Source organism: Pseudomonas glycinae (assembly GCF_001594225.2).
Classification (GTDB): Bacteria; Pseudomonadota; Gammaproteobacteria; order Pseudomonadales; family Pseudomonadaceae; genus Aquipseudomonas; species Aquipseudomonas glycinae.
In genome coordinates, this window is record NZ_CP014205.2 from 696,564 (window position 1) to 722,011 (window position 25,448).

Below are 25,448 nucleotides of genomic sequence, written 5' to 3' on the forward strand. Positions count from 1 at the left end.
GGGCCCCGTCAGTTGTCGATGATGGCGACTGACAGACCGCTATCGCTGGCAAGCCAGCTCCCACAGGGGCAGTGACAGCTATCAGGTAAGTGTTGTGGTTGACCCAAGGCATCTGTGATGAAATGCGACCCCACCCTCTATCGCGCCACGCCGCCATCACTTGCCGTGAAACCCCGTCTGATCCGCCACCTGTTCCTGCCGCCGCTGGTCATCGCCCTGATGATCGGACTGGGTTACATCGGCTTCTGGACCAGCGAACATTTCGGTATCCGCAGCCTCGGCGAAAACGGCCAGCGCCAGCTGGAACTGCACGCTCGCGCGGTCGAAAGCGAGATCAGCAAATACACCTACCTGCCCAGCCTGCTGGAGCTCGAGTCGAGCGTTGCGCAGTTGCTGGACGACCCGACCCCGGACCACCGGCAAACGGTCAACGATTACCTTGAAGGCCTGAACCGGCGCAGCCGCAGTCGGGCCATCTACGTCATGGACACCACCGGCCGTGTCATGGCCACCAGCAACTGGCGCGACGTCGACAGCTACCTCGGTGAAGACCTGTCGTTCCGCGCTTACTTCCAGAACGCAGTACGCGGCCAGCCCGGACGTTTTTACGGGATCGGCAGCACCAACGGCGAGCCCGGTTATTACCTGGCCCACGGCCTTGAAGAACACGGCAAGATCATCGGCGTCGCGGTGGTCAAGGTGCGTCTGGAAGCCTTGGAGGAACGCTGGCAGCGGGCGCGCCTTGAAGCGTTCGTCAGCGACGAAAACGGCATCATCATTCTGTCCAGCGATCCGGCCCGGCGCCTGAAATCGGTCATACCGCTGAGCGACGAGACCAAGGAAAAACTCGCCCGCAGCCTGCAGTACTACTGGTTCCCGTTGAACGAGCTGCAACCGCTGGCCCGGGAAACCCTGTCCGAAGGCGTGGAGAAACTCACTTTCCCGGCCAACAGCGAGGTGCCGAGCCAGCAGGATGGCGATGAAGAAAACATCAGCTACCTCGCACAAACCCGGCCGCTGAGCGATACCCCGTGGAATTTCACCCTGCTCACCCCGTTACAGGACCTGCGGCGCGAGGCGATCAATCAGGGGATTCTGGTGGCCGTGGCGTTTGCCCTGGTGGCGTTCCTGCTGATCGCCTGGAACGAGCGGCGCAAGGTCATCGCCACCCGCCTCGCCGCCCGCGAAGCCTTGCAGGAAGCCAACAATCAGCTGGAGCGTCGGATTACCGAACGCACCGCCGACCTGCGCGCCAGCAACGAACGGCTCAAGAGCCAGATCCGCGAACGGCGTCAGGCCGAAGAGACTTTGCGCCGCGCCCAGGACGAACTGGTGCAGGCCGGCAAACTCGCGGCCATCGGCCAGATGTCCACCAGCATCGCCCACGAACTGAACCAGCCGCTGGCGGCGATGCGCACGCTGTCGGGCAACACCATTCGCTTCCTTGAGCGCGGCCAGCTCGATGTCGCCAGCACCAACCTCAAAACCATCAACGACCTGATCGACCGCATGGGTCGGATCACCGCCAGCCTGCGTTCCTTCGCCCGGCGCGGCGACGACAAGGGCCGCGCCAGCCTCGGCAAAGCGGTGGATGCCGCACTGCAAGTGCTCGGCGCCCGCGTCGAAAGTGCATCCCTGCAACTGCATCGCCAGTTCGACGATGTGCAGGTGCAGATCGACCAGACCCGCCTGGAACAGATTCTGGTCAACCTGATCGGCAACGCCCTCGACGCCATGCAGGCGCAACCGCTGCCGGAACTGTGGCTGGAAGGTGAAGAATTCAACGGCAAATATCGCCTGCGAGTGCGCGACAACGGCCACGGCATCGACGCCGAAGCGCGCAAGCACCTGTTCGAACCGTTCTTCACCACCAAACCCGGCGAACAGGGCCTGGGCCTCGGCCTGACCCTGTCGGCCAGCCTCGCCGCCGCCACCGGCGGGCATCTGGGTGTCGAGCACCCGGCCAGCGGTGGTACCACTTTCGTCCTCAGTTTACCGTTGGTAAGCCCTACTCCTGCCGAGCCAATATGAACAACGACCTCAGTGTATTGATCGTCGAAGACGACCCCCATGTCCTGCTCGGCTGCCAGCAGGCGCTGACCCTCGAAGACATCCCCTGCATCGGCGTCGGCAGTGCCGAAGAAGCGCTGGAGCAGGTCGGCGACAACTTCGCCGGGATCGTCATCAGCGACATTCGCCTGCCGGGCATCGACGGCCTGGAACTGCTGACCCGGCTCAAGCAACGCGACCGCAGCCTGCCGGTAGTGCTGATCACCGGCCACGGCGACATCTCCATGGCCGTCGGCGCGATGCAGAAAGGCGCCTACGACTTCATGGAAAAACCGTTCTCCCCCGAGCGTCTGGTCGATGTGGCCCGCCGTGCGCTGGAGCAGCGCAGCCTGAATCGCGAAGTCTCGTCCCTGCGCCGGCAACTGGCCGAACGCGATTCCCTTGAAGGGCGGATCATCGGGCGTTCGCCGGCCATGCAGAACCTGCGCGAACTGATCGCCAACGTCGCCGACACCTCGGCCAACGTATTGATCGAAGGCGAAACCGGCACCGGCAAGGAACTGGTCGCCCGCTGCCTGCATGACTTCAGTCGTCGCCACACCAAGCAATTTGTCGCGCTGAACTGCGGCGGCCTGCCGGAAAACCTGTTCGAAAGCGAAATCTTCGGTCACGAGGCCAACGCCTTCACCGGCGCCGGCAAACGGCGGATCGGCAAGATCGAACACGCCGACGGCGGCACGCTGTTCCTCGACGAAGTGGAAAGCATGCCGCTGCCGTTGCAGATCAAACTGCTGCGGGTGTTGCAGGAGCGCACCCTCGAACGCCTCGGCTCGAACCAGAGCGTGGCGGTGGATTGCCGGGTGATCGCAGCCACCAAGTCCGATCTCGACGAATCGAGCAAGGCCGGGGCATTTCGCAGCGACTTGTACTACCGCCTCAACGTGGTGACGCTGGAACTGCCACCCCTGCGCGAGCGCCGCGAAGACATCCTGCAGCTGTTCGAACACTTCACCCAGCAATCGGCCCTGCGCTTCGACCGGGCGCTGCCGGAGCTGGACAACCAGACGTTGTCGAGCCTGATGAGCCACGACTGGCCGGGCAACGTGCGCGAACTGCGCAACGTCGCCGAGCGTTTTGCCCTCGGCTTGCCGGCGTTCAAGAAAACCGGCGCGGGCAGCGCAGGTCAGGGCCTGGCTTTCGCCGAAGCGGTGGAAGCGTTCGAGCGCAACCTGCTCAGCGACGCCCTGCAACGCAGCGGCGGCAACCTGACCCAGGCCAGCCTGGAACTGGGGATGGCCAAGACCACGCTGTTCGACAAAGTGAAGAAATACGGCTTGAGCCATTAAGCGAGAACGATGTGGATCTGATTTTCAAGGCAATGCTCGGTGCGGCCGTGGTGGTAATCCTCGCCATGCTGGCCAAGACCAAGAACTACTACATCGCAGGGCTGGTGCCGCTGTTCCCGACCTTCGCCCTGATTGCCCATTACATCGTCGGCAAGGGCCGTTCGATCGACGACCTGAAGACCACCATCGTGTTCGGCATGTGGTCGATCATTCCGTACTTCGTGTATCTGGCGACCTTGTACGTGATGGTCGACCGCATGCGTCTCGAAGCGTCGCTGGCGGTGGCGGCGGTGGCGTGGCTGATGGCGGCGACGGTGCTGGTGTCGGTGTGGGTGCGGCTGCACGCCTGAGTCAGAGCAGGTTGTGCTCTGCCACCGGTTCGATCTGCGCCCAGTGCGACGTGTCTTCGCGATGCTCGCGCAAATACGGCAACACTGCCGCCAGCAACGGCTCCTTGAACGCTTCCTGAAAACGGTGCGCCAGCCCCGGAATCAGTCGCAACTGACTGCCACGAATGTGCGCCGCCAGGTGCACGCCGTGCATCACCGGCAGCAACGGATCGGCCGTGCCATGCACCACCAGGGTCGGGACGCGCAGTTGATTGAGCAACGCCACCCGGCTCGGTTCGGCGAGGATTGCCATGATTTGGCGCTTCACGCCTTCGGGATTGAACGCCCGGTCATAGGACAGCGCCGCCTGATGCAGCAACATCTGGCGATCATCAGTGACCGTCGGACTGCCCAGCGCCGCCAGCAGATCCGCCTGTTGCTCCAAGGCGATCTGGCGATTGGGAGCACCGCGCCGTGACAACAACTGCACCAACGCCGCGCTCGGCGCCGGCAACCCTTCGGCACCGGAGCTGGTCATGATCAGCGTCAGGCTCTCGACCCGTTGCGGTGCCATCGCCGCCATGTGCTGAGCGATCATCCCGCCCATGCTCGCGCCGAGCACGTGGAATTGCTCGACGTGCAGCGCGTCCATCAGGCCCAGCGCATCGTCGGCCATGTCGGTCAGGCTGTAAGGCGCCGCCACCGGCAGGCCGAGTTTGTAGCGCAGCACTTCAAAGGTCAGATTGGCGTCGGCCGGCGCCTGGCGCCATGTCGAAAGACCGACATCGCGGTTGTCATAGCGGATCACCCGGAACCCCTGCTGACACAGCGCAACCACCACTTCATCCGGCCAGTGGATCAACTGCCCGCCCAGTCCCATCACCAGCAGCAACGCCGGATCCGACGCACGACCGATGCTCTGGTACGCCAGACTCACCTGCTGCAGATCGACCCGTTCGGTCGGTACATTGACGTCGCAACGCGACGCCGCGTAGGACGCCGGAACGAAAAAAACCGCGGCCAACAACGCCGCGATTGCAAAAAATCCCTTGAACATGAAAAACACCGAAACGCAGAACCCCAATAGAGCGCGAGTCTGATGAAGTTTGTTCAAGCGCGCTGCCACAGTTCGATGACAGTTTGATGAAGAGTGCCGAGCGGTCGGCTGGACCCGATAACCATGCACCACCCGCTCCCTGACCATTGCTCTTGAATGGCGCCTGAATGAGCGGATCCGCCGCTCTCTGTCTGAGCTTGTCGCCATGGTCGAACGATCCTTTTTAGAAAATCTCCCTGCCCCGCTGAACCTGCAGCACGAGTTCCCCCCTCTGCCCCTCTCTGTCGATGAAAGCCTGCTACAGGGCGCGGCAATCCGTCGGCGGACATGCAGCGAAGGGCTGCGCCAACTGTGCGCTGGCGCGCCCTCGGTTCGCGATACCCTCGACCGCTTGCTCCACGAAAAACTGGGGCTGGACGGGCAGCAGTGCGGGTTGCTGTTTCACCCGACCAACAGGCACGCGCAGCGTTTTGTCAGTCTCACGGCAGCCTGCGCCTTCGTCGTTCAGCATCCGCGACTGGAAGAATGGCTCGACAACCGATGCCGGCTGACCGGTGTGAACAGTGCCCATGCCCTGTCGACACTCACCCCGTCGCAATTGCTTGAACAAATCAAGGCTCTCGAACCGGCACTGGCGCTTGATGAGCGCTGGCAGGCTTACTGGAGCTCCCGAGCGCCGGGCACGCCGCTGTCCCGCCGGGATCAGGCCGATCGTCTGTATCGGGGACATGTCGAGGCCGCCGCACAAATGGCCTTTGCCCGGCGCACGGTAACGGCTGAACAGCTGGAACCCCTGTGGGCGCTGATGGACGGGGCGCAAACGCGCAACGCTTCGGACGATACCCTGCGCATCGAGCTGCCGACCCTGCGACTGCACAACGGCGTGCGGGTCAGACCGGCGGCCGCCTGGGTCATCAGTCGCGCAGACGACGACGCCCACTTGCTGTACGTGCCCGACCAGGCAGATGCGATCCAGGCCTTCGCCCGACGCAGTGATGTGCAGACCTGGCTGGCGCAGCCGCCATTCGTGCCCGCCGGACTGCCGGTCGAGAACCTCCAGGTCGAATATGCCGCGGTCGGCCGCTCACTGACGATGGTCTTCAATGAGTGGCTGTCGCAGCAGCAAATGACCCAAGTCGCCGCATTGCGCAACGGATCGGACGGCAAACGCGATCTGGCCGAGCACGGCCCTCGCTCGCTGGACGTCGCCGAGCGGATCGACCGCCAGCGCAACCTCGCCACGTTCAGTGCGCCTCCCGGCCTGGACGGCCTGACCCCGACGCCGGAGAGCGAAGTCGAACCGTCACTGTTCGGCAACCTGCAGGCCGATGTGCCCTGGTCCCTGCGACAGACTGCCGTCAAGCGAGCGTTCGATGCACTGGAGTCATTGGCGGATGATGAAGCCCTGCGCTCGTTCAGAGCGCTGCAAACAACGCAGGAAAACGCCGAGCAAGCCGCCGACCTCGCCGCGCGGGCGCTGCTCGAGCGTGAGCGAACGTTGGACATCCCCACGTTCAATCGGCAGTTCACCGCGCTGTACAACGCCCACAGACAAGGGCTGATTGCCGAGGCGCAAATGCAACGGGCCCTGAATCAGATCAGCGTTGAAGAACATCAGCTGCTCACAGCAATGCTTGGCACAACCGACAGCGCCGATAGCGATTTTGTAGCAGCCGGCCTCACGCTGTCGCTGACCGAGTCCGAAGAAAGCAGCACCACGATCAACCATCAAGAGATCAACGGCGCGTTCGTGCTGATGCGCCGGCAGCGTCCACCAGACCGCACGCAAAGCCTGATGCTCTACTGGCCCGGCAGCGGCGGCGGACTGCAACGGTTCGCCGATCGCCAGGCCCTGGAACAGCAGTTGTTCAAGGTGCATGCAAATGCAGACAGCCCGGCGCTGGTGTTGACACCACTCTCAGGCGATCCGCTGCAATACGCGTTGAATCAGCTGACCGGCGAGTTCGAAACCCGGGCGGCCACCATTCGCCAACGCAACAACGAACCCTCGCAGGCACGACAGCGTGCAGATGAGCTGCAACACCTGCGCAGCCAGACGCTTGCCCTTCTACAAGTGCCAATCCACGCAGCCCGACGGCTGGCCATGGACTTTCGACTGGATCAGCAACGCAGCGCCACCCTCGCCACACAGTTGCCCGACTGGCTGCGCAATCTGCCGCAAACCGAACAACGCCCCCTCAAGGAACTGATCCAGGCCTGGATCGTTGCGATGAACCGCAGTCACGCATTACTGACCGTCACGTTGCCGCCTCGCGAGGATTTCACCCGCCAGCGTCTGCAGGAACGGCTGCGTCGGGACTTCTCCCTTGAAGGGCATTTTTCGGTGCAACTGAACCTGCCGGATTCGGTGGCACTGCAGAGGCAGACATTCAACGCGCCCGGCGCCCCCGGCACACCTCAAAAACTGGTGGCGATACCCAGCGCCACCCGCAGCAGCCTGTCGCTGGAAACCCTGGCGCAGCTCAACATCGACAATACACCGTCGATGAATCTGGAACCCTTGCTGATGCGCCTGGACTTCATGCAGGTCGAAGTCAGTGCCAGCGACGACCGCGAACGCTCCACCCTGCTTGAGGGGATCACCCTTCCCTATCTGCGCAAGCTGCTGCCGGAGCTGGATCTGCCCAAGGCCTACGAGCAACTGATTCACTCCACCTTCAAAGGCGCGACCGACGAGCCGCCGTTCCGGCGGGATCATCGGCGCGAATGTCTGCTCGAACCCTGGCGCCTGATGCTCAGGCTGCAAGGTCGATGCGCATGGCTGCAACATCAGATCGACCAATCTGCGTTGCAGATCTTCGATACGGCCATCGATGCCGACACCGACGAAGCCTGGAACCATGGTGATCGACGTATCGTGCTGCGCCCGGCGTTCCTGTCCGCCGGTGGTCCGGACACACCGGGCGAAGGGCCCGCTACGCTGTCCGGCGTGACCTTTATCGAAGAACAGGCAGGCGGCACGACATTGCTGTACCTGCCGGATGCGCCCGACGGTCGATTCCTGCGCGGTTACGACAGCCTCGAAGCGGCTCGCAAGGATCTGTTCCATCGCTGCAGCCAGGACACGATGATCCGCTATCTCGCCGGCCGCGCCTTGCAGGGTAGCGTCCGGGCCCACGAAAAACGTATCGCTGAAGCAGTGGATAAACGCTTTGACGGCATGATCGGCGTCGGACTGAAATGGCCACCCACCACATCGCTCGCCGCGCATCTGCTCGATGCCCATATGGGCCGCCTGATCGAGGCCCATCGCGGCACCTCGCGCTCAAATGAAGCGCTGTACCAAGAGCGCTATGCCCTCAATGGTCCCCGAGTATTCAACTACCTGAAAATGGCCTTGGGGCTGGTGCCCTTCGTGGGTACGGCAATCGCGCTGTATGACGCCTGGATCGCCGGCAATCAGGCCGTCGCGGCGTTTTTGCGGGGCAAGGTCGGCGATGGGCTGGCCGAGGTCGAATCGCTGCTGCTGTGCCTGATCGATGCCGCCATCGATCTTTTGCCCGGCGCCGGCGCGAGCCTCAAAGCCCGTTCGGCGACCCGCACCCGCCTGCTTCGGAACCTGGCGACAGACTCAGCAGCGCTGACGTTGCGCAATCAAACCCAGACGCGCCGCATCGTCGAACGATTCGCCGGATACGAATATGAGAACCCGCTCTCGCTGGCCGGTGTGCAACCGGTCGACAGTGGCGTGTGGCGAAACATTTACCGGCATGCCGACGGGAATTTCATCGTCCGCCAGGGCAGGGTTTACAAAGTCGAATGGAGTCGTGATTCACGCAACTGGCGTTTGAGCGGCACCCCCCGCAAGACCTATAAACAACCCATCGCCCTGAACGAGGCAGGTGAGTGGGATACCTGGTTCGGTGTCTACGGCACCACGTTCGAGGGCGGGGGACTCGGTGGCGGCAATGTGCTGGGGTACATCGCCGACACCCTCGATCCGGTCTGGCCGCAAGCCATCCGCAACCGCCTGCCGCGCCGGTGGGTCGACCGCGCTTATCGGTTGCACCATCGGCTGACCCTTGAATGTGACAGTTTGAGCAACCGCATCGACGCCCAGGTTCGAAGAAGCGAAGTGGTGATCAATACCCACTACCAGCACCCCGATAATCTGCTGTTCAGACTGGCAGCAGAAAAATGCTGCCGGGATGACATTGCCTTGGCCAAGCGTCAGTTTCAGACAGTGGCCGAGCTGCGTCCCCTTTCCCACGGCAACAAGCTGCGTGCCTTGCTGGATATACAGAGCCGCGACGCCAAACTGATCACCGACCGCCTCAAACACCGCGCGCTGATCACCAACCAGCGCATCAGGAAAAGACTGGATGACCTCGATGCACAGCATGAGGCCCTCGATGCGCTGCCGGCGGAGTCGATCGACGCGCGCTGGAGACAGCGTCAGGACATGCACCGGACCCGTCTCGAGATCATCAGCGCTATCGAGGACGTAGAAGGATTCATGAGCGATCTCAACCGTTGGTACAGCCTCATCACCGTGCAAACGGACAGGGCCAGACTGAGGGCGGTGGTCGATGACATGAACCGACGCATGACCGATTTCAATCTCGGGTACGTCAAGACTTCGCAACGCCTGGAGACGGTGCAGAACTTCGAACACACCGGCGATATCTCCTGGCGTTATCTGCAACAAAGTGCCTGGCAATTGCGGGCCGACATGGACCGAGCCCTGTTCACTCAGTTCAGTCTGTCGGAAGTCAGCGCCACACGGGCGCAGCGCATGCAGATACTGACTGACTGCCTCGACACCTATGCAAAATATCGCCGGGAAATGAACCAGTGGACCGCCAGTTACCCCCAGTACTTTCATATGGAAGAGTTCGAACCGTTGATGGCCGGCGTGGAAGCCATGGCCGAGCGTGCCAGAAAGGCCATCGACCTTCCGGTACCCGCTCGCCCTGGCGGGCAGCGCGACAAGAAAATCTTCCGGACCGAAAACGATCAGTGGCTGATCGGGGTGGAGAACTGGGAACTCAGAACCCGCAAACGGCAATTCGTCCTGAACCACGGCAAAGCCGGGCAGCAAGTCTGGGAACAGGCAACCAACGGCCGGTATCGCCAGGTGACGCCACCGCCACAAACACTGCCGCCGGCGCCCCGCCATCTGCCGTCACTGCTGGCCGATGCGCGCAAGCGGCTTGATGGACAATCGGCCTATCAGGCAAAGGTGCAGACCTATGCCGAACACGACATGCTCCCGGTGGATCTGGAACACATGATGGTCAGTGAAGCCAATGACTTGTCGCGCCGGGCCAAAGATATCGAAGCCCTGTCCGCCGGACATCCGGTGATCGCAGAACTGAACGCCATGGCGGCCCGAATGCGTATTCAAGGACGGCAAATGCGCACCCGGCAGACCCTTGCCAGCCGAAGCCCCACCGATGGCATGCTCGAAGATCTGCTGCAACAAAATGCCGTGGAGGTCCGCAAGGTCGCGCTGATGAAGCAACTGCGCAATCGCACCGACGGCCGGCCAGATTACCTGCAGGAATACGAAATTCGCGATCTGAGCCTCCAGCCGCCCCGGCTGTTGTGGTATGCACATTTTCACTACAGCAAAGCCAGGCCAGCGTTCGGCGACTTCGAAAAAGCCCATTTGAAACTGCCTGAACACCGTGGCAAGACCCACGCTGACGATCAAACGTTGCCCTACGCCGACATCGGCAAGCGTTCGCCAGTGCTGCCCTGGTTCGAAGCGCTTTGACACGACCCGGGGAGCGGTTCGCCGCTCCCTGTCTCTTGCGTGTTACGCCAACTGACTGCGCAACTGCCGCGCCGCCGCGACCATGTTGACCAGCGCTGCTTCGGTCTCCGGCCAGGCGCGGGTTTTCAGCCCGCAGTCGGGGTTGACCCACAGGCGCTGGGCCGGAATCCGTTTTACGGCTTTGCTCATCAACTTGACCATCTCGGCAGTGTCCGGCACCCGCGGCGAGTGGATGTCGTAGACACCCGGGCCGATGTCGTTCGGGTAGTCGAACGCTTCGAAGGCCTCGAGCAATTCCATGTCCGAACGCGAGGTTTCGATGGTGATCACGTCGGCGTCCATGTCGGCAATCGCCTTGATCACATCGTTGAATTCGCTGTAGCACATGTGGGTATGAATCTGCGTTTCATCCTTCACCCCCGAGGCGGTCAGGCGGAACGCCTCCACGGCCCAGTCGAGGTATTCCTGCCATTGTTCACGGCGCAGCGGCAGGCCTTCGCGGAACGCGGCTTCGTCGATCTGCACGATCTTGATCCCGGCGTTTTCCAGGTCCACCACTTCGTCCCGCAGGGCCAGCGCCAGTTGTTGCGCCTGGACTTTGCGCGACACGTCTTCGCGCGGGAACGACCACATCAACATGGTCACCGGGCCGGTCAGCATGCCTTTCATGACCTTGTCGGTCAGACCCTGGGCATAAGTGATCCAGTCTACGGTCATGGCGTTCGGACGACTCAGATCGCCATAAATCACTGCCGGTTTCACGCAGCGGGAACCGTAGCTCTGGACCCAGCCGAAGCGGGTGAGCAGGTAACCGTCGAGCTGTTCGGCGAAGTACTCGACCATGTCGTTGCGCTCGGCTTCACCGTGCACCAGCACATCCAGGCCCAGGCGTTCCTGCACCTGCACCGCGTGGCGGATTTCGCTGCGCATGGCATCGTGGTAATCGTTGGCCGACAGCTTGCCCTGCTTGAACGCCTGACGGGCCAGACGAATCGAGGCGGTCTGCGGGAACGAGCCGATGGTGGTGGTCGGGAACGTCGGCAATTTCAGACGCGCCTGTTGCGCGGCGATGCGTTTGGCGAACGGCGAATGGCGCTGGCTGTCGCTGGCATTGATCGCCTCGATCCGCGCCTGCACTTCAGCTTTGTGAATGCGCGGCGAGCGGGCGCGGCTTTGCTGAATGGCGCGGCTTGCGGCCAGTGCGCTTTGCACGTTCGGCGCTTGCGGGTCGTTCAGCGCATCACGCAACACCGAGATTTCGCTGCACTTCTGCACGGCGAACGCCAGCCAGCTTTTCAGTTCCGGATCGAGCTTGTCTTCACGCTCGACATCCACCGGGCTGTGCAACAACGAGCAGGAACTGCTGACCCACAGGTTGTCGCCAAAACGCTCCTGCGCCGGTTGCAGTTGTGCCAGCGCCTGCTCCAGCTCGCAGCGCCAGACGTTGCGTCCGTTGACCAGACCGACCGACAGAATCTTGTAGGTCGGCAGGCGATCGAGCACCTGACCGAGTTGCTCCGGTGCACGCACCGCATCGATGTGCAGGCCTTGCACCGGCAGGCCGACGGCCAGACCGAGGTTGTCTTGCAGACCACTGAAATAGGTCGCCACCAGTTTCTTCAGCGGCGAGTACTGAAGGATGTGATAGGCGCGTTCGAAAGCGCTTTTCCAGGCTTGCGGCAGGTCGAGGGTGAGGATCGGCTCATCGATCTGCACCCACTCCACGCCCTGTGCCGCGAGACGACCGAGGATTTGGTTGTACACCGGCAGCAGGCGCTCAAGCAGATCGAGTTTGTCGAAGTCGTTGCCTTTCGCCTTGCCCAGCCACAGGTAGGTCAGCGGGCCGATGATCACCGGTTTGACGTTGTGACCGAGGGCTTTGGCCTCTTCGACTTCATCGAACAGCTGTTCCCAGCTCAGCTTGAACTGCTGGTCGGCGCTGAATTCCGGGACCAGGTAGTGGTAGTTGGTGTCAAACCACTTGGTCAGCTCTTGGGCGTATTGAGTCTTGCCGTGCTCACCGCCGCAGCAGGACGACGTGGCGCCACGAGCCATGGCAAACAAGGTGTCGAGGGTCGGCAGGCCGCGCTCGTCGCGCACAGCGTCGAAGCGCTCGGGGATCACACCGAAGGTCAGCGAGTGGGTCAGCACCTGGTCGTACCAGGCGAAGTCGCCGACCGGCAGCAGGTCGATGCCGGCGTCCTTCTGCAGTTGCCAGTGTCTGGCGCGCAGTTCGCGGCCGACCTGATTCAGGGCGGCCTGATCAAGATCACCTTTCCAACAGGCTTCGAGGGCTTTTTTCAGTTCGCGGTCGGCGCCGATGCGCGGGAAACCCAAGGTGTGTGCCACGGCCATGTCGAGTGTTCTCCATTGCGTAAAAGATGGCGCCATTGTCGACAGCCAGGGCAACATGAGACAAACTCAACCTTTTCGTGTTGATCACAAATTTTCCTCATGGAGCCTGTGGTGCTTGAGATCCGTCACCTGAAAACCCTGCATGCCCTGCGTGAAGCCGACAGCCTGGTCGATGCAGCCGACCGCCTGCACCTGACCCAGTCGGCGCTGTCCCACCAGTTCAAGGAGCTGGAAGAGCGCATGGGCATGCCGTTGTTCGTGCGCAAGACCAAACCGGTGCGTTTCACCAGCGCCGGCCTGCGCCTGCTGCAACTGGCCGACGCGACCCTGCCGCTGCTGCGCGCCGCCGAGCGTGATATCGGGCGTCTGGCCGGTGGCACTGCCGGACGTCTGCACATGGCCATCGAATGCCACAGCTGCTTCCAGTGGCTGATGCCGACCATCGACCAGTTCCGCGATGCGTGGCCGGAAGTCGAACTCGACCTCGCTTCGGGTTTCTCGTTTGCACCGCTGCCGGCGCTGGCACGGGGCGACCTGGATCTGGTGGTGACGTCCGACCCGCTGGAAATCGCCGGTATCACCTACGTGCCGCTGTTCACCTACGAAGCCATGCTTGCGGTCGCCAATCAGCACGCGCTGGCAAGCAAACCGTACATCGTTCCCGAAGACCTGCTGACCGAAACCCTGATCACCTACCCGGTCGAACGCGATCGGCTGGACATCTTCACCCGTTTCCTCGAACCGGCCGACATCGAACCGGCGCAGGTACGCACCTCGGAGCTGACGGTGATGATGATGCAACTGGTGGCCAGCGGCCGTGGCGTGTGCGGCATGCCGCACTGGGCGCTGCATGAATACAGCTCGCGGGGTTACGTGAAGGGCAAGCGGCTGGGCGAGAAAGGTCTGTTTGCCACGCTGTACGCAGCGATCCGCGCCGACATGCTGGATGCGCCGTACATGCGCGACTTCCTGCTGACGGCCAAGGACACTTCGTTCTCGACCCTGGATGGGGTCAGCGCGGTTCGTTGAGGCTGGCGGTTGGCACGAAAGGCGCGCACCACATGTGGATCTTGTCGAAGTAGTCCTCGCCGACCCGCACCGCCATCGGTTCGAGGCCGAACTGGATGAAGCCGCAGCGCTGGTACAATTTGAACGCCGCGTCATTGCCGGCGGTGACGGTCAGTTGAATGACTTTCAGCGCCGGATGCTGCTGCGCTTCACCCAGCACCGCCTCCATCAGTTTCAAACCCAGACCGCGCTGGCGATACTCGGCCGACACATACATGCCGAACACCGTTGCCTTGTGCCGGGCCTTCTCACGAGGCTCAAACGCCAGGCCGACGATGCCCGCCAGCCGGCCGTCCTCGAACGCGCCGAACACCGCATCGAGCTTGCTGGTCAGGCGTGACTCCCACCAGCTCAGCGGCATCACTGCGCGCTCGCGCACGCTGGAGGTGAACGCCTGCGGATGCCGGTCATAGGCTTCCAGCATCAGTTCGCGATAAGCCAGCGCATGACTGGCGTCCAGCCGCTCGATCCACATGCTCAAGCCGACCGGCGTTGTTCAAGCATCAGCCGTAAGGCCAGACCGCCGAGCACAAATCCCATGAAATAACGCTGCGCCGCCAGCCAGGTCGGATTGCTGACGAACCACGAAGCGATGCCCGCCGCGAACAGCGCGATCAACAGATTGACGCTGAAACTGACGCTGATCTGGGTCAGGCCGAGAATGATGCTTTGAGTGAACACCGAGCCGTGTTCCGGGGTAATGAACTGAGGAAATACCGAGAGGTAGAACACCGCGATTTTCGGGTTCAGCGCGCTGGTTAGAAAGCCCATGGTGATCAGTTTGCGCGACGAATCCGCCGGCAGTTGCTGCGCCTCGAATGGCGAACGGGCGCCGGGCTTCACCGCCTGCCAGGCCAGCCACAACAGGTACAGCGCACCGGCCCATTTCAACACTTCATAGGCCATCGGCACCGCGAGAAACACCGCAGTCAAACCGGCAGCCGCCGCGAACAGATGCACAAAGAAACCCGCCACCACGCCGAGCAGCGAAGTCACCCCGGCACGGCGTCCCTGACAGATCGAACGCGAGATCAGGTAGATCATGTTCGGCCCCGGCGTCAGTACCATCAGCAGTGCGGCGGCGGCAAAAATCAGCAAGTCTTGAAGCGGGATCATGACGAAGTCCTTTGCACGAATGATCAGGCGATCGCGGTCAGCGAGGCTCGATAAAACGGCAGGATCAGGTCGCGTGTCAATGGGGCGAGAACCACATCGCCGTCGGTGGCAGGATCAATCCAGATCACCTCTTCGATCTCGGCGGCCGGAGATACTTCGGCGTCGATGGTCAGCTGAAAGATCTCGGCCTGCACGACGAATCCCGGCTCGTTGGCGGCGGGTGCCGAGAACTGGCCGAGAAAGCTCGCCTGCGCCGGAACGATCACCAGTCCCAGTTCCTCTTCCAGCTCACGGGCCAGCGCATGCACCGGCAGCTCGTGGGCCTCGATTTTGCCGCCCGGTTGCATGAACGCCGTGGTGTTGCGCTTGCGCACCAGCAGGGTCTGGCCGGCGGAGTTGAACAGCAACGCGGCAGCGATTCGAATGATGCGAGGGGAAACTGCGGAAACAGAAGTCATGGGTCAGCCATCGGCCTTGGGAAAAACCGCAAGGATCCCATGCCGACCGCGCCAGCGTCATCACCCCTGGGCCAGAAGCACGCTTTCCCCCTCCTCCGGTACTTTCACGAACACCTTGTATTTAGCGCCCTCCATGGCTTCGAAACTGATCAGTTTGTCCACCAGCAAAGCACTCAGCACCTTGCCGGCATTGAGCAGCAACATGCCGTTGTCGGCGTTGAGATTGCGCGCCAGGATCATCCCCGCTGCCAGCTCCCGGGTACCCAGCACCTTGACGCTCGGATCGGTCAGGGTGATGTCGCTGACCATTGCACAGACCTTGATGAAATCCTCGATCAGTTCGGGATCGTAAAGTTTGCCGGCGTACTGGCGCAGGTACAGCAACGCTTCATCACTGTTCATTTGCCGCTCGAGAATCAGCCCGCGCTGCAACTCGACGAAATCCACCGCCAGTTTCAACAGCCGCGAACCCAAGGGAATGGCTTCGCCCTTGAGCCGGTCGGGAAACCCGCTGCCATCCCAGTGTTCCTGATGATGCAGGATCAGCCGCGCGGCATCCTTCATCGGGTCAAGGGTCATCAACAGCGATTCGCTCTGTTTCGGATACGCCCGGTAGCGATCGCGCTCGGTGCTGTGCAACAGGTCCGACGGCGTGGTCATCATGCTGTCGGTCCAGCTCAGCTTGCCGATGTTGTAGAGCGCGGCGGCCATGGTCAGGTCGCGGCTGGCGGCTTCATCAAACCGATGTTCGCGGCAATAGCAGCGCACCAGTTCGATGATCTGCCGGTTGGTCTGCTTGGTCGGCGGCAGGCGCAGGTTGGCCAGCAACGAGAACATTTCGGTGCCTGTCAGGAAACTGCGCTTGAGCTCCTCGTAGGCCAGATCGAGCATGTCGGCGGTCTGCTGCAGCTCGGCGGTGCGGGCGGCGACGCGCTTTTCCAGAGTGCTGTTGAGCAACTTCAGCTGATCGTTTTGCGCTCGCGTCAGTTGTTCCAGACGCTCGCGCTCGCGCGCCAGGTGCTGATGCGCCAAGGCCTGACGCAAGGTCAGGAGCATTTCTTCGTCGTTCCAGGGTTTGCTGATGTAGCGCTCGATCTGGCCTTCGTTGATGGCCTTGATGATTGCAGAAGGTTCGGCGTAGCCGGTGAGCATGATCCGCGCGGTCGCCGGGTACAGCTCATGAACGCGAGCCAGCAGCGTGGCGCCATCCATATTGGGCATGCGCGCATCGCTCATCACCAGATTCACCGGTTGCTGCTCGAGGATTTCCAGAGCCTGGGCACCGCTGGTGGCCAGCAACACGTCATAAGGCTGGCCGCGCAGCAGACGGCGCAGGCTGTTGAGGATCGGTTCCTCGTCATCGACCAGCAGCACTTTGGGCCGGGGCGGCGAAATCGGGGCGGACGGCTCTTCCATGGCGAAGCCTCGTGAAAAACGTTGGACATGACTGACGCGCCGACAGACCTCCCGCTTGCCCGCGCCTGAACCAAAGGCTAGATGATTTTCGCCGGGGCCGTGTAAATCCTCTGTTACACCGCGACAGGCGAAGTTGCGTCCCTGCAACTATGCTCAAGTGGCGGGACGACACCATCGGCCTGCGCGCAGGCATGGGATGAGGGGAAAGGGATGCTCCCGATGACGAATGTGCGTGTACAGGCGGGTATTGCGTCATGAGTGCGCAACCCGGCCCTATCAACCGTCGTGTGCTGATCGTCGACGATACCGCGTCGATCCATGAGGATTTCGCGAAAATCCTCAAGTCGGCCACGGTTACAGACGACAGTCTGGACGAAACCGAAAACCTGCTGTTCGGCGATCCGACCTCCGCTCCCGCCGCCCCCAGGGACCCTTTCGAGCTGGACTCGGCCTATCAGGGCCGCGAAGCGCTGGACAAGGTCGAAGCCGCACTGGCCGCGGGGCGTCCCTACGCCATGGCCTTCATCGACATGCGCATGCCGCCGGGCTGGGATGGCCTGGAAACCATCGAGCGACTGTGGCAGGTCGACCCCAAGCTGCAAGTGGCCCTGTGTACCGCTTATTCCGATTACTCCTGGGAGGACATTGACCAGCGGCTGGCCCTGACCGATCGCCTGCTGATCCTGAAAAAACCCTTCGATGCGATCGAGATCCGGCAGCTGGCCAGTGCCCTGACGGTCAAGTGGCAGATGACCGAAGACGCCGCCATGAAGATGAACCTGCTGGAGCAAGCGGTTCAGGCGCGTACCCGGGAACTGTCCGACGCCAACATCATCGTGCAGAACAGTCCGACCATCCTCTACCGGTTGCGTGGCGAACCGTCGTTTCCGCTGATGTACATCTCCCACAACATCACCCGTTACGGGCATGTCGCGGCTGATCTGGTGGGGTCGGCCACTTGGGCGCAGACGCTGATTCACCCGGACGATCAGCCCAGTGTCGATGCCGCCATGGGCCGGGTGCTCGATCGCCATGCAGAGGGCGCCTCCATCGAGTTTCGCCTGCGTACCGGCGCGGGCGACTGGCGCTGGGTGGAAAACCGCTACATCCCGGTACGCGATCACGACGGCCGACTGCTGGAAGTCGAAGGGATCATTCTCGATATCACCGAGCGCCGGCTGGCCGAAGAAAAGATGAACCTGCTGGCCCGCACCGACGGTCTCACCGGGCTGGCCAATCGCGCCACCCTGATCGAGCGCCTGCATCAGGCCTTCGCCGCCGCGCGTCGGGGTGCGGCGCCTTTTGCGGTGTTTTATCTGGATCTGGACCATTTCAAGCGGATCAACGACACCCTCGGCCATCCGGTCGGCGATTTGCTTTTGCAGGAAGTGGCGCAGCGGATCAAATCGAATGTGCGGGAAAACGACGTAGTCGCACGGCTGGGCGGTGACGAATTCGCGATCCTGCAGTTGGATGTCAGCGACCCGACCCAGTCCGCCACCGTCGCCGCCAAGATCCGCGATGCACTGTCGCAGCCTTACCACTTGACGGGCAATGCCGTGCACACCTCCGTCAGCATCGGCATCTGCCTCTACCGGGCCACAAGTCTGGATGCCGACAGCCTGCTGGCCGGCGCCGACATGGCGCTGTACCGCGCCAAGGAAACCGGGCGCAATCAGTACCAGTTCTACTCCGAGCAAATCACCCGGGAAGTGGCCGAGCGCATTACCCTTGCCGAAGAGTTGACGACAGCGCTCATTCAGGGAGGACTGAAGCTCGATTACACGCCGGAAGTGGACATGCACAGCGGCAAGATTCTCGGCATGGCCGCGCAGGTCAAATGGCAACATCCCAGGCTGGGTCTGCTGCCGGCGTCGGCCTTTGTACCGGCAGCGGAAAAGACCGGTGCAATCATCCCGCTCGGTCGCTGGATACTGGATCACGCCTGCTGGCAGATGCGCCAGTGGCAAAACGAGGGAGTGGCGCCTCCGGTGATGGCGATCAGGATTTCCCTGGCGCAACTCAAGAGCGGGCCCGAGCTCATCTATGACGTGCTGCGCACCACCGCCCGTTGGGAGCTGGCACCGTGGGATCTGCGTTTCGATGTCACTGAAGCGACCCTGGCCCAGACCAAATGGACTCACAACGATGTGCTGCCGCGCCTGAGTGAGCTTGGGGTGAAGATCGCCATCGACGATTTCGGCACCGAATACTCATCGTTCGATTACCTGAAAACCTACCGGGTCAATCACCTCAAACTCTCCCAATCACTGATCGACAGTGCGGCCCAGGATGAAGGCAGCGCCAACACCCTGCGCGCGATCGTCAATTTCGCCCGGGATCTGGCGATCGACATCAGCGCCGAAGGCGTCCGGCCCGCAGATCGGGATGACGCCCTGGCCTCGTCGGCACCGCTGAAAAACGTGCAAGGCGTTTGCTTCAGGGAAGCGGTCAGCCCCGAACAGGCGGCCCGCCTGCTGAAGGGCGGGAACGCGACTGCCCCGCTGCCCAGGGAGGATGAGGGATGAAAACACCTTTTCCCCAGACCAACCGGCGCATTCTGATCGTCGATGACACCCCGGCGATCCATGCCGACTTTCGCAAGATCCTCACCCCGGACACCCACGGTGAAGCGGATCTGAACACGCTTGAGCAAACGCTGTTCGGCACCCGCCAATCGCCGCACCTGACGTTCCAGCTCGACTCCGCCTATCAGGGCCAGGAAGCACTGAAACTGGTGCAAAACGCACTGGACGAAGGCCGGCCCTATGCCCTCGCCTTCACCGACATGCGCATGCCGCCCGGTTGGGACGGCCTGGAAACTATCGAAAAACTCTGGGCAGTCGACCCCAATCTGCAAATTGCGCTGTGCACCGCCTATTCCGACTACAGCTGGGAGGCCATGGCCGAACGCCTGGAGTTCGGCGATCAGTTGCTGATCCTGAAAAAGCCGTTCGACACCCTGGAAATCCGCCAGATGGCCAATGCCCTGACGTGGAAATGGCAGCTCGCTCAGGACGCTGCACTGAAGATGCTCAACCTCGAGCAGACCATCGAGGCCCGCGTGCACGAATTACTCAAGGTCTCGCGCCTTTTGCAGTACGACAGCCTCACGGGTCTGCCCAACAGCACCTTGCTCGGTGATCGTCTGACTCAATCGCTGGCCGCTTGCCGGCGCCATGACAAACAACTGGTGGTGATGTTTCTCGGGCTGGATCGCTTCAAGCGCATCAACAATGCCCTGGGCCATCCGGCGGGCGACGAGATGCTCAAACGGGTCGGCCAGCAATTGCTCGCCTGCGTGCGCGAATCGGATTCGGTCTTTCGTTATGGCTCCGACGAATTCGTGGTGATGCTCAGCGACATCAACCATCCGCAGCAGTCGCGCAGCATCGCCGAGAAACTACTGAGCGCCATCCGCGCTCCACAGACAATCGTCGGGCATGACGTGAGCGTCACGGCCAGTCTGGGCATCAGCCTCTACCCCGATGACGGGCTCGAGGCCATCGAGCTGATCAAGAAAGCTGAAACGGCCATGCGCAGCGCCAAGGAAAACGGACCGAACGAAATCGGCTTTTTCATCGAAGCCATGAACCAGCGCGCCCGGGAACAGCAAAGCATCGAGTCGGGCATTCGCCAGGCCCTGCAACGCCACGAATTCGTCTTGCACTACCAGCCGAAAATCGAGCTGGCCAGCGGCCGGGTAGTCGGTGCCGAGGCACTGGTGCGCTGGCAGAAACCGGGGCATGGCTGGGTCTATCCCTCGGAGTTCATCCCGGTGGCCGAAGACAGCGGCCTGATCGTGCCGCTGAGCAAATGGGTGCTGGCCGAGGCCTGTCGTCAGACCCGTGAATGGCAACAGGCGGGATTGCCGCCGATTCGCATGTCGGTCAACACCTCGGCCATCGACTTTCGTCAGCGCCACTTCGTCGAGGGCATCGAGCAGGTGCTGGCACAGACCGGACTGGATCCCCGTCTGCTGGAACTGGAGATCACCGAAGGCGTGCTGATGCAGAACGTCGACGCGACGATGAGCGCGCTGAACCGGCTGAAGGCGCTGGGCGTCCGACTGGCCATCGACGACTTCGGCACCGGCTATTCCAGCCTCAGCTATCTGCGCCGGTTTCCCATCGATGTGCTGAAAATCGACCAATCCTTCATTCGCGGCCTGAGCCATGACAGCAGCGATGCGGCGCTGGTCGGCGCGATCATCAGCCTGGGCAAGAGCCTGAATCTGAACGTCATCGCCGAAGGGGTGGAGACCGCGCAAGAGTTGGCGTTCCTCAAGGATCACCACTGTGAGGAAGGCCAGGGCTACTACTTCAGCAAAGCCTTGCCGGTGGACGCCTTTGCCCGATTGCTGGCGTCCGCTCAGCCTGGTCCGTGGGGTGTTTCATGAATCGCCCGGCGTTGTTTCTACTGTTCGCGCTATGCGCAAACACCCTCGCCGCGCCACTGGACGAGCCGCTCAAGCCCTTGCCGGCCATCCCGCCACAAGACCCGAAGCGGGTCGAACTGGGACGTCAGCTGTTCCATGACCCACGGCTGTCGATCAACAACACGCTGTCTTGCGCCAGTTGCCATCAACTGGATAAAGGCGGCGCCGACACCCGCGCCTTCTCCAACGGCTTCGATGGGCAACCGGTGGCGGTCAACACGCCGACCGTGTTCAACGCCAGCCTCAATTTCCGCCAGTTCTGGGACGGTCGCGTCGAAACCCTGGAAGAACAGAGCAACGTCGTGATCACCAGCCCCCACGAAATGGGCAGCGACTGGAACACGGTCGTACAACGGATCGCTGACGACGCAGCCTATGGTCAAAGCTTTCGTGCCGCCTACCCCGATGCCGTGAACCGGGCCAATATCCAGAATGCGCTGGCCACCTATGAGCGCACGCTGCTGACCCCCGACTCCCGTTTCGATCAGTACCTGCTGGGTAATACCGATATCCTGACCCTCGAAGAAAAATACGGCTATCAGCGTTTCAAGGAGTACGGCTGCATTGCCTGCCATCAGGGCGTCAACATTGGCGGCAACATGTTCCAGAAGTTCGGCGTGTTCGGCGACTACATCGCCGATCGCGGTAACCCGACGGTGGCCGACCAGGGCCGTTTCAACGTGACCGGCGACGAAGCCGATCGCGCCGTGTTCAAGGTGCCGAGTCTGCGCAATGTCGCCCTGACCGCACCGTACTTCCATGACGGTTCGGCGCCCACCCTCGAACGGGCGGTTGACGTGATGTTCCAGTATCAGTTGGGGCGCATGCCCAGCGAAGAAGACAAGACCCTGATCATCCTGTTTCTCAAGACCCTGACCGGCCAGTGGGAGGGCAAGCCATGATGAAGGTTTCACGCCGTGTCAGCCTGCTGTTGCTCGGCCTCGTCACCGTGTTGCTGGCCTCGATTCTGGTGTTTCTGTACCTGAAATCGAGTTCCGAGCAGACAACGGCCTATACCGAATCCCGGGATCTGATCCGCCAGATCAAGCAACAGGATTCGTTGTGGGAAAACGAAATCCTCAAGGCCCGGGTGGCGCTTTCGCACAATTACGATCCGTTGATTTCACCCATGAACGAAATGAACCGTTTGTGGGAACGCTTCGACACCATGGAGTCCGGCCACGGGCGCAGCGACTCGCAACAATGGAACGAGGCTCACGACAGTTTTCTCACGGCCATGCAGGCAAAGACCCGGCTGGTGGAACAGTTCAAGTCGCACAACGCCCTGTTGCGCAATTCCCTGGCGTTTCTGCCCACTGCCGAAGATGACATTCAGGCACAACTGGCTGACCTGTCCGACCTCGACAAGATCCAGGTGCAGAACATCGCCACCGACACCTATGACCTGCTGCTCAGCGCCCTGGAGTTTTCCCAGGTCACCTCCGACGACAAGGCCGCCGACATCGTACTGGGCTTGAACAAACTGGCGGTGAATGCGCAACGCCTGCCCCAGGACTTCCAGGCCCCGATCCGGATCCTGAGCAATCACATCAGCCTGATTCTACGCGAGCAGCCAATCGTCAACCGGTTGCTCGAAGAAATAGAGGCGATCCCCGTGGCCGAGCGTCTGGACAACATCACCACCATGCTCAACCAGGATCAGCAACAGGCCGAAAAAATCGACCGTAAATATCACTTCTATCTGCTGCTGTTTTCCGTCCTGCTGATGTTGTCGCTGTTGTGGCTGGCCATCCGCCTGATCCGCAGCTTTGCCGAGATCAATCGGGTCAACGCGGCCCTGCAAACCGCCAACGATGTGCTGGAGCAACGGGTCGACGAGCGCACCCGGGAGCTCAAGAACGCCCAGAGCGAACTGCTCGACGCCGCACGCCAGGCCGGCATGGCCGAGATCGCGACCAACGTGCTGCACAACGTCGGCAACGTGCTCAACAGCGTGAACATCTCCTCCGACCTGATCTCGCGCAAACTGCGCAGCAGCAAGGCGCAGGGGCTGGGCAAGGCCATGCAACTGATCAACGAACACCCGGACGATCTAGGCCATTTCCTCAGCGAAGACCCCAAGGGCAAGCTGCTGCCCGGCTACCTCAATCAACTGGTCGGCGCCATCGCCCAGGAACAGCAGGAGATGGTCGACGAACTGAACCAGATGAACAAAAGCGTCGATCACATCAAGGACATCGTCGCCACCCAGCAATCCTATGCCGGGGCCAACAGCATGACCGAGCCGCTGTACATCAACGAGCTGCTCGAAGACGCGCTGCGCATGAACGCCGGCGCCCTCACCCGGCACCACGTCACGGTGGTCAAGGAATACGCCGAAGTCCCCCAGGTGATGGGCGACAAACACCGTTTGCTGCTGATCCTGATCAACCTGATCAGCAACGCCAAGTACGCGATGTCCGACCTCAGCAACCGCCCGCGCACCATGACCCTGGGGGTAAAGATCGTCGACGACAGTTTTCTGGAAATCAGCGTCAGGGACGACGGCGAAGGCATCGCCGCGGAAAACATGACGCGGATCTTTGCCCACGGTTTCACCACCCGCAAGGAAGGCCACGGCTTCGGCCTGCACAGCTGCGCGCTGGCGGCCATCGAGATGAACGGCCACCTCACCGCCCACAGCGACGGACCGGGACTGGGCGCCTTGTTCACCCTGCAGATTCCGCTGATCACCGTTACGGAGAACGCATGAGCGAGCTGTCTAACCGCCGCATCCTGCTGATCGATGACATGCCGTCGATTCACGAGGACTTTCGCAAGATCCTCGCTCCGGCGCCGGCGCACTCGGCAAAACTGGACGAGATGGAAGCCGCCCTGTTCGGCGTGCCCGCCAAACCCCGGCAAGCACCTTTCGAGCTGGATTCGGCCTACGGTGGAGAGGAAGGCCTGGCCAAACTCAACCTGGCCCTGCAGGAGCAATGCCCGTATGCCCTGGCCTTCGTCGACATGCGCATGCCGGACGGTTGGGACGGGGCGCGCACCATCGAAGAACTCTGGAAGCAGGATCCGCAGTTGCAGGTGGTGGTCTGCACCGCCTATTCCGATTACTCATGGGACGAACTGCTGGATCGTCTGCACGCCCATGACCGACTGCTGATCCTGAAAAAGCCCTTCGACAACATTGAAGTCCAGCAGATGGCCAACACCCTGCTGACCAAATGGCAGATGACCGAACGCGCGTCCTTGCAGATGCATCACCTGGAACATCTGGTGGATCAGCGCACCGCCCAGTTCCGGCAGGCCAGCGAAGCCTTGCAGCGGGAAATCGACGAACGCAAACAGCTGGAAGGCCAACTGGTGCAGTCGGAAAAACTCGCCTCGCTGGGTCAACTGGCCGCCGGGGTCGCCCATGAAATCAACAACCCGATCGGTTTCATTTCCTCCAACCTCGGCACGCTCGACGGCTACTTCCAGCAACTGCTGGCCATGCTCGGCGCCTATCACACCGCCGGGCAGAACTTGCCCGCCGAAGCCGCCGCGCAGTTGCAGCAATTGCGCGAGCGTCTTGAACTGGACTATCTGCTGGAAGACATCCCGACGCTGATTCGCGAATCCAAGGAAGGCATTGGTCGGGTCGGACAGATCGTCCGGGATCTCAAGGATTTCTCCCGAGTCGACAGCCATCAGGAATGGCAGTGGGCCAATCTGCAACAAGGCATCGAATCGACCCTGAACATCGTCGCCGGCGAGCTCAAGTACAAGGCCGATATGATCAAGGAATATCAGGATCTGCCGGACATCGAATGCCTGCCCTCGCAAATCAATCAGGTGATCATGAACCTGGTGGTCAACGCGGCGCAGGCCATGGGCCCGGAGCGCGGCACCATCACCCTGCGCACCGGCGTGCAGGGCGAAACGGCAATCATCGAAGTGGCCGACACCGGTTCGGGCATCGCCCCCGAGACCCTGCAGAAAATCTTCGACCCGTTCTTCACCACCAAACCGGTGGGCCAGGGGACAGGCCTGGGCCTGTCCCTGTCGTATGGCATCGTGAAGAAACACGGCGGCGATATTTCCGTGCGCAGCACGTTGGGCGCCGGCACGACGTTCCGCGTGCAGTTGCCGTTGCGCCAGACCCGCCCGGCGGCCTGATG

At 61.8% G+C, this 25,448-nt stretch carries 16 protein-coding genes; 10 read left to right on the top strand and 6 right to left on the bottom strand.

What is annotated here, in order from left to right; translation table 11 throughout:
• Nucleotides 1–117 precede the first annotated feature (117 nt).
• From aauS to AWU82_RS03205, 3 genes are read left to right on the top strand one after another with little or no spacing between them, the layout of a single operon-like run.
• Nucleotides 118–2,031 (top strand): two-component sensor histidine kinase AauS, encoded by a 1,914-nt coding sequence (gene aauS / locus AWU82_RS03195; protein ID WP_064383853.1) that lies wholly within the window; start codon nt 118–120, stop codon nt 2,029–2,031.
• Between the two features lie 44 nt (nt 2,032–2,075).
• A complete protein-coding gene (gene aauR, locus AWU82_RS03200) occupies nt 2,076–3,356 on the top strand; it encodes a two-component response regulator AauR (protein ID WP_232253720.1) in 1,281 nt (426 codons plus the stop codon).
• Nucleotides 3,357–3,376: 20 nt separating this feature from the next.
• Nucleotides 3,377–3,706, top strand: a complete 330-nt coding sequence (locus AWU82_RS03205; RefSeq protein ID WP_162831789.1) for a GlpM family protein — start codon at nt 3,377–3,379, stop codon at nt 3,704–3,706.
• A gap of 1 nt (nt 3,707) precedes the next feature.
• Here AWU82_RS03205 and AWU82_RS03210 read toward each other — a convergent pair whose 3' ends face one another.
• On the bottom strand, nt 3,708–4,742 hold the full coding sequence (locus AWU82_RS03210) for an alpha/beta fold hydrolase (RefSeq protein WP_064383855.1): 1,035 nt from the start codon (nt 4,740–4,742) through the stop codon (nt 3,708–3,710).
• A gap of 205 nt (nt 4,743–4,947) precedes the next feature.
• On the opposite strand from AWU82_RS03210, the gene AWU82_RS03215 reads away from it, so the two are divergent.
• Nucleotides 4,948–10,482 (top strand): dermonecrotic toxin domain-containing protein, encoded by a 5,535-nt coding sequence (locus AWU82_RS03215; protein ID WP_064383856.1) that lies wholly within the window; start codon nt 4,948–4,950, stop codon nt 10,480–10,482.
• 42 nt (nt 10,483–10,524) lie between these two features.
• On the opposite strand, the gene metE is transcribed toward AWU82_RS03215, so the two are convergent.
• Nucleotides 10,525–12,837 carry a 5-methyltetrahydropteroyltriglutamate--homocysteine S-methyltransferase gene (gene metE / locus AWU82_RS03220; RefSeq protein ID WP_064383857.1) on the bottom strand — a complete coding sequence of 771 codons (2,313 nt, stop codon included), beginning with the start codon at nt 12,835–12,837 and terminating at the stop codon, nt 10,525–10,527.
• A 111-nt stretch (nt 12,838–12,948) separates the two neighbouring features.
• Here metE and metR point away from each other — a divergent pair, with 111 nt between their 5' ends.
• Entirely contained in the window at nt 12,949–13,866 is a 918-nt protein-coding gene (gene metR, locus AWU82_RS03225) for a transcriptional regulator MetR (protein ID WP_007953158.1), read from the top strand.
• On the opposite strand, the gene AWU82_RS03230 is transcribed toward metR, so the two are convergent.
• From AWU82_RS03230 to nosR, 4 genes are read right to left on the bottom strand one after another with little or no spacing between them, the layout of a single operon-like run.
• Nucleotides 13,850–14,380: a GNAT family N-acetyltransferase gene (locus AWU82_RS03230; RefSeq protein ID WP_011335759.1), complete on the bottom strand. Its 531-nt coding sequence runs from the start codon at nt 14,378–14,380 to the stop codon at nt 13,850–13,852. The genes metR and AWU82_RS03230 overlap by 17 nt on opposite strands.
• A 2-nt stretch (nt 14,381–14,382) precedes the next feature.
• On the bottom strand, nt 14,383–15,021 hold the full coding sequence (locus tag AWU82_RS03235; protein ID WP_064383858.1) for a LysE family translocator: 639 nt from the start codon (nt 15,019–15,021) through the stop codon (nt 14,383–14,385).
• Between the two features lie 23 nt (nt 15,022–15,044).
• A complete protein-coding gene (locus tag AWU82_RS03240) occupies nt 15,045–15,479 on the bottom strand; it encodes an NUDIX hydrolase (protein ID WP_064383859.1) in 435 nt (144 codons plus the stop codon).
• A 60-nt stretch (nt 15,480–15,539) separates the two neighbouring features.
• Entirely contained in the window at nt 15,540–16,895 is a 1,356-nt protein-coding gene (gene nosR / locus AWU82_RS03245) for a response regulator c-di-GMP phosphodiesterase, NosR family (protein WP_064383860.1), read from the bottom strand.
• A gap of 254 nt (nt 16,896–17,149) precedes the next feature.
• Here nosR and AWU82_RS03250 point away from each other — a divergent pair, with 254 nt between their 5' ends.
• The 5 genes from AWU82_RS03250 to AWU82_RS03270 are packed head-to-tail and all read left to right on the top strand — an operon-like array spanning nt 17,150 to nt 25,446.
• Entirely contained in the window at nt 17,150–19,423 is a 2,274-nt protein-coding gene (locus AWU82_RS03250; protein ID WP_064383861.1) for a GGDEF/EAL domain-containing response regulator, read from the top strand.
• On the top strand, nt 19,420–21,294 hold the full coding sequence (locus AWU82_RS03255) for a putative bifunctional diguanylate cyclase/phosphodiesterase (protein WP_011335764.1): 1,875 nt from the start codon (nt 19,420–19,422) through the stop codon (nt 21,292–21,294). Before AWU82_RS03250 ends, AWU82_RS03255 begins: the two co-directional genes overlap by 4 nt.
• Nucleotides 21,291–22,235, top strand: a complete 945-nt coding sequence (locus AWU82_RS03260; RefSeq protein WP_064383862.1) for a cytochrome-c peroxidase — start codon at nt 21,291–21,293, stop codon at nt 22,233–22,235. The genes AWU82_RS03255 and AWU82_RS03260 overlap by 4 nt, the downstream gene beginning before the upstream one ends.
• Nucleotides 22,232–24,046, top strand: a complete 1,815-nt coding sequence (locus AWU82_RS03265) for a DAHL domain-containing sensor histidine kinase (RefSeq protein ID WP_064383863.1) — start codon at nt 22,232–22,234, stop codon at nt 24,044–24,046. The genes AWU82_RS03260 and AWU82_RS03265 overlap by 4 nt, the downstream gene beginning before the upstream one ends.
• A complete protein-coding gene (locus AWU82_RS03270; protein ID WP_064383864.1) occupies nt 24,043–25,446 on the top strand; it encodes an ATP-binding protein in 1,404 nt (467 codons plus the stop codon). The genes AWU82_RS03265 and AWU82_RS03270 overlap by 4 nt, the downstream gene beginning before the upstream one ends.
• Nucleotides 25,447–25,448: the final 2 nt, after the last annotated feature.

Excerpts from the sequence above, each read along its gene's own strand:
- AWU82_RS03265 (WP_064383863.1), top strand. The coding sequence starts at position 22,232 with ATGATGAAGGTTTCACGCCGTGTCAGCCTGCTGTTGCTCGGCCTCGTC.
- metE (WP_064383857.1), bottom strand. The coding sequence starts at position 12,837 with ATGGCCGTGGCACACACCTTGGGTTTCCCGCGCATCGGCGCCGACCGC.
- AWU82_RS03250 (WP_064383861.1), top strand. The coding sequence starts at position 17,150 with ATGAGTGCGCAACCCGGCCCTATCAACCGTCGTGTGCTGATCGTCGAC.
- AWU82_RS03210 (WP_064383855.1), bottom strand. The coding sequence starts at position 4,742 with ATGTTCAAGGGATTTTTTGCAATCGCGGCGTTGTTGGCCGCGGTTTTT.
- AWU82_RS03215 (WP_064383856.1), top strand. The coding sequence starts at position 4,948 with ATGGTCGAACGATCCTTTTTAGAAAATCTCCCTGCCCCGCTGAACCTG.
- nosR (WP_064383860.1), bottom strand. The coding sequence starts at position 16,895 with ATGGAAGAGCCGTCCGCCCCGATTTCGCCGCCCCGGCCCAAAGTGCTG.
- AWU82_RS03235 (WP_064383858.1), bottom strand. The coding sequence starts at position 15,021 with ATGATCCCGCTTCAAGACTTGCTGATTTTTGCCGCCGCCGCACTGCTG.
- AWU82_RS03255 (WP_011335764.1), top strand. The coding sequence starts at position 19,420 with ATGAAAACACCTTTTCCCCAGACCAACCGGCGCATTCTGATCGTCGAT.
- AWU82_RS03270 (WP_064383864.1), top strand. The coding sequence starts at position 24,043 with ATGAGCGAGCTGTCTAACCGCCGCATCCTGCTGATCGATGACATGCCG.
- AWU82_RS03260 (WP_064383862.1), top strand. The coding sequence starts at position 21,291 with ATGAATCGCCCGGCGTTGTTTCTACTGTTCGCGCTATGCGCAAACACC.
- AWU82_RS03230 (WP_011335759.1), bottom strand. The coding sequence starts at position 14,380 with ATGTGGATCGAGCGGCTGGACGCCAGTCATGCGCTGGCTTATCGCGAA.
- aauS (WP_064383853.1), top strand. The coding sequence starts at position 118 with ATGAAATGCGACCCCACCCTCTATCGCGCCACGCCGCCATCACTTGCC.
- AWU82_RS03240 (WP_064383859.1), bottom strand. The coding sequence starts at position 15,479 with ATGACTTCTGTTTCCGCAGTTTCCCCTCGCATCATTCGAATCGCTGCC.